We start from the raw sequence: 4,980 nt of genomic DNA on the forward strand, positions 1-4,980 counted from the left end.
AGTTTCAGTCGGGGTTTAAATCCCCGTCTGAAAATGTCTTTAATTACGAATTACGAATTACGAATTACGAATTACGAATTACGAATTACGAATTACGAATTACGAATTACGAATTATTTAATAACCCCCTTGCTCTCAGATATAACCAAGGTGCTACACTACATCCATGCTAGGGGTGCCTACATAACCAGGCTGAGATCACACCCTTAACACCTGAGTCTGGGTAATACCAGCGGAGGGAAGCTGTTTATCGAGGAATTATAATATGCGGACAGAATGGGTTGCTAAACGGCGTGGGCAGGGTAATGTATCTCAAATGCACTACGCCCGCCAAGGTGTTATCACCGAAGAAATGCACTATGTCGCCCAACGCGAAAATCTCCCTGCTGATCTCATTCGTGAGGAAGTGGCGCGGGGACGAATGATTATCCCAGCTAATATTAATCATACTAATTTAGAGCCGATGGCTATTGGCATCGCCTCCAAATGTAAGGTAAATGCTAATATCGGCGCTTCCCCCAACTCTTCTAATCTTCAGGAAGAAGTTGATAAGCTGCATCTGGCAGTAAAGTATGGTGCTGATACCCTGATGGACTTATCTACAGGCGGCGGTAATTTGGATGAAATTCGCAGCGCCATTATTAAGGCTTCACCTATTCCCATTGGTACGGTGCCAGTGTATCAAGCTTTAGAAAGTGTCCACGGCACAATCGAGAATCTGACTGCTGATGACTTTCTCCATATCATCGAAAAGCACGCCCAGCAAGGAGTAGACTATCAAACCATCCATGCAGGAATTTTGATTGAGCATTTGCCTTTGGTGAGAAACCGGATTACTGGTATTGTCTCTCGCGGCGGCGGTATTTTGGCGCGGTGGATGCTACATCACCATAAACAAAACCCACTTTATACCCACTTCCAAGATATTATCGAAATTTTCAAAAAATATGATGTCTCCTTCAGTTTAGGAGATTCTCTGCGTCCCGGTTGCACCCATGATGCCTCAGATGAAGCACAATTAGCTGAATTGAAAACCCTTGGACAGCTAACTCGCAAAGCCTGGGAAGATGATGTCCAGGTGATGGTGGAAGGGCCTGGGCATGTGCCAATGGATCAAATTGAGTTCAACGTCCGTAAGCAGATGGAAGAGTGTTCTGAAGCACCTTTCTATGTGTTGGGGCCATTGGTGACAGACATTGCTCCCGGTTATGACCATATCACTTCAGCCATTGGAGCAGCAATGGCGGGATGGTACGGTACTGCAATGCTGTGTTATGTAACACCTAAAGAACATTTGGGTCTGCCAAATGCCGAAGATGTCAGAAATGGGTTGATTGCCTATAAAATAGCAGCTCATGCGGCTGATATTGCTAGACATCGCCCTGGTGCTAGGGATAGAGATGATGAACTTTCTAAGGCGCGTTACAACTTCGATTGGAACCGTCAGTTTGAATTATCACTCGATCCAGAAAGAGCTAAGGAATATCACGATGAAACTTTGCCAGCAGACATTTATAAAACTGCTGAGTTTTGTTCAATGTGTGGGCCGAAGTTCTGCCCAATGCAAACTAAGGTTGATGCTGATGCACTGACAGAATTAGAGAAGTTCTTGGCGAAAGAGGCTGTGACTCAAAGCTAACAGACACAGTAGGGGCAATTCATGAATTGCCCCTACGACAGATGTGGTTTTTTAAATCACACATATTTGGTATTTCCTGTCAATGCATGAATCCTAAAAAAATTGACTTTGACAAAGAGTTTTAGCTTTAACCCAAGCGTATTGGATTATAGTTAGTAATTAGCTGTATATTCAATCCAAATATTGTGAGATTTCTTTTTCCTAGCGATTACTTTAATCCTAAGAAAGCAGATGCAGCATACTTGGAGCAAGTTGCTTGTATGCAAAATGCTGGGTTTGCAACTTCCGTTATTTCTTTGGAGTCGCTGGGATCTGGTTCATCAAAGATTATCCCAGTCCCCACTTCTGATTCAAAAGTGGTCTATCGGGGTTGGATGCTCTCGCCCGGAGATTATGAATTATTAGTTAGTGTTGTAGAGAGTACAGGGGCAGGTGTCTTAACTTCTAAGGCTGAATATCTAGCCACACACTATCTAATAAACTGGTATCCCCTGATTACTGATTTAACTCCAGAGACTAAATTTTATTCCGTCGATGATGATTTAGAGAGTGAGTTGAATAGGCTTGGCTGGAATGGATTTTTTATCAAAGATTATGTTAAGTCTCTCAAAACCTCAGTTGGTTCGTTGATTGATAAACCTTCGGAAATCAAAACAGTGGTTGCCCAGATGCAGAAGTTTCGGGGCAGTATTGAGGGAGGTATTTGTGTGCGGCAGATTGAAGATTTTGTGTCTGAAACCGAGAGGCGTTACTTTGTCGTATCTGGTAAACCTTTTGCCGCTTTACCAGATGAAGAAATTCCAGAAATTGTTTCTGAATGTGCCAAGCGGATTAGAAGTCAGTTTTTCTCTGTAGATGTAATAGAGCGTAGAGATGGTACTAAGCGGATCGTAGAAATTGGTGATGGCCAGGTATCAGATATTGTTGGATGGACGGCTGAACGTTTTACTCAACTTTGGGTAGTTTAAACCTTTACAATCCTACCCTGTGGGAAGGTGAAGCACATCTGCATTTAAATTTAAACTCTCAATTCACCACGAATTTACGCAAAAAGGTTGGGTAAAGCGATCGCTCTACCCAACCTACAATTATCTTTAACCCAAGGGTATTGCCTTAAAATTCAATTTCAATAGTCAAGCTGCGAATCTTTCCTGTATCTGTCTCAGCCTTATCTGCAACTTCCAGAGTCCAGGTTCCTTGGGGACTTTTACCTTTAAAGGCAGCAAGTTTAAGGGTGTTTACCTCATCATAAGTTGTTTTAATATTATCTGTACCACCGCCCTGGCGATCGTGCAGAATGATCGGAAGTACCCCTATTTGCACTGGCGGAAGGAGAGTAACTACAAGATCGCCAATAAAAGTATGCTCAATGTCTACATTAACTTTGATGGATTTCACAAGGCTGGTATTAGCGATCGCCAACGATAATGTTGATGTTTGCAAGTCGTTAATTGGGATATCTTGGACTGCTTTGAATATGCTAATAGGCGATCTCTGAGCCGGCTTGGCCAATTCTACAGCTTTGAGAGCATTCATCCGACCGTAACCGTAGAAGGGGCTGCGACCATTAGTATCATATTTACCTCCAGATGGATCAATGCGATCGCTGGAGTGTTTAATAATATCTCGCACTTCCTCCCAACGCAGATTTGGGTTTCTGGCAATAATCAGGGCTGCTACACCGGCTGCACCTGGACAAGAACTAGAAGTTCCGCCGAATTCGTTTGTGTAGTTACCTGCGGCCTCACCCAGATTCCGATTACCGGAATTATAACCCAGTACACCAGAGCGATCGCTTGTCCAAATTCCAGGGGTTTGAGAACTATCGCCATTGTTGCTGGGGAAGGCGCACCACACTGCCTTACCAAAGTCACTGTAAGGGCTTCTGGTGCCGAAGTCGTTACAAGCTGCCACCGCAATCACCTTTTGATAGCTGGCGTAGCCGTCGTTATCCACGCTTTCGTTACCATTGCCAGCCGCGAATAAAATTACACAGCCTTTGCCGTTACGCCCTTTATTGATTGCAAAATCTATAGCAAGTCGTGTAGAGTCAGGCAGAGGTACTTTCTGGTTGTGTACAGCATCGTTTGGTTCAAACCAAACACCATCTGCTGGTCCCCAGCTACAAGAAATCACATCAGCACCATTTTGAGCCGCCCAAATAAAAGCATCTGCTTCATCCTGCGAACCCAGCGCCGAAGCTAAACGAATCGGCATGAGCTTTGCACCCGGTGCCACACCAGATGCACCAAAGTTCCCGTTTGCACAAGCTACTCCTGCACAGGCTGTCCCGTGGTTATTGTCGTTTCCCGGCGTGGGATTGTTAGTTTTACGTGTGACATCACGCGGGGCAACAATTTTTCCAGAGGAACGGAACTCTTCATGATCCAGATCCACACCGTCGTCGATTATTGCAATAATCGTCCCTGTGCCGTCGCTTAACTTCCAAGCTGCCTCGACGTTAGCATGGGCCTTGATTACCTTACCATTAATTGTTGTTTGCTTTAAATGCCACTGCTGCGGGAAAACCTGCCGTTGGCGTGATTCACGCACTAGTTCCGGATGGCACAGTTCAACCGATTCTTGATTCAAAAGTCTCTCGGCGATGTCAAAGACGGCTATACCAGTATTTGTAGGTGCATTGACAAAGTAAGCATTTCGTGCATATTCAAGTTGGCGTTTAATTGTTAAGCCGTAACGTCCTAATACCTCCTCGTAGACGCTTAACTCCTCTTCATTATCGAATTTAACAAAGAGGTTTTCGGTGTAGACTACAGGTTGTTTGGATACTGGATCGATAAGAACACGTCCGGCAAATTGGACTTCAGACTCTTGGTTGAGAATTTCACGGGCGCGATCGCGCAAAGCGACATCCGGAGTCGGAACTTTCGCTCGCAAAATTTCCACACCCGCTTGGCGAAACCGCGTTACTAACTCGAATTGATTAAGGATGCTACGAGCTGGGGCTGACATAGGTGCAACTTCAAACGGTCTTGCACCAACAAGGCTACTGCGGCTTTCGGTACGCACTACAACGTGTTCGTTACTAATCGCAAGTTCATACTGTTGGCCGTTCTGTCCACCATAGCGAACCTGAACCATAATTTAATCTCCTGGGATATCAAATATCTTAAAAATTGGGCACTTGTAGATTTTGCAGCCTTAATCTTGGAAAAACAAACTGAATGTTGCGGGTGATTGATAATTAATGCAGAAACTAAGACAGAAGTATCAAACAAAACTTTCATTACAGCAATTTTCAGGTAAATAGACCACAGTGGTTGAACCAACCGAAGGCATCATCTTCGGTAATATAATTTACAGCGTCAGCCATAGCTTGA

The 4,980-nt window shown here is 44.3% G+C and carries 3 protein-coding genes and 1 riboswitch; of the genes, 2 read left to right on the plus strand and 1 reads right to left on the minus strand.

The annotated features are described in order from the left end of the window. Positions 1-161 precede the first annotated feature (161 nt). Positions 162-258: riboswitch (TPP riboswitch) on the plus strand. A 7-nt stretch (positions 259-265) separates the two neighbouring features. Then, a complete protein-coding gene (gene thiC, locus ACYTXL_RS30110) occupies positions 266-1,639 on the plus strand; it encodes a phosphomethylpyrimidine synthase (RefSeq protein ID WP_461927842.1) in 1,374 nt (457 codons plus the stop codon). 185 nt (positions 1,640-1,824) lie between these two features. Beyond that, on the plus strand, positions 1,825-2,607 hold the full coding sequence (locus ACYTXL_RS30115) for an ATP-grasp domain-containing protein (protein WP_461927843.1): 783 nt from the start codon (positions 1,825-1,827) through the stop codon (positions 2,605-2,607). A 145-nt stretch (positions 2,608-2,752) separates the two neighbouring features. Here ACYTXL_RS30115 and ACYTXL_RS30120 read toward each other — a convergent pair whose 3' ends face one another. Further along, the gene (locus ACYTXL_RS30120) at positions 2,753-4,741 is read right to left on the minus strand and encodes a S8 family serine peptidase (RefSeq protein WP_461927844.1); all 1,989 of its coding nucleotides are present in this window, start codon (positions 4,739-4,741) and stop codon (positions 2,753-2,755) included. Positions 4,742-4,980: the final 239 nt, after the last annotated feature.

Source organism: Nostoc sp. (assembly GCF_054880495.1).

What these genes read in the sequence shown, in the direction of transcription:
- ACYTXL_RS30120 (WP_461927844.1), bottom strand. Translation starts at nt 4,741, where the DNA reads ATGGTTCAGGTTCGCTATGGTGGACAGAACGGCCAACAGTATGAACTT.
- thiC (WP_461927842.1), top strand. Translation starts at nt 266, where the DNA reads ATGCGGACAGAATGGGTTGCTAAACGGCGTGGGCAGGGTAATGTATCT.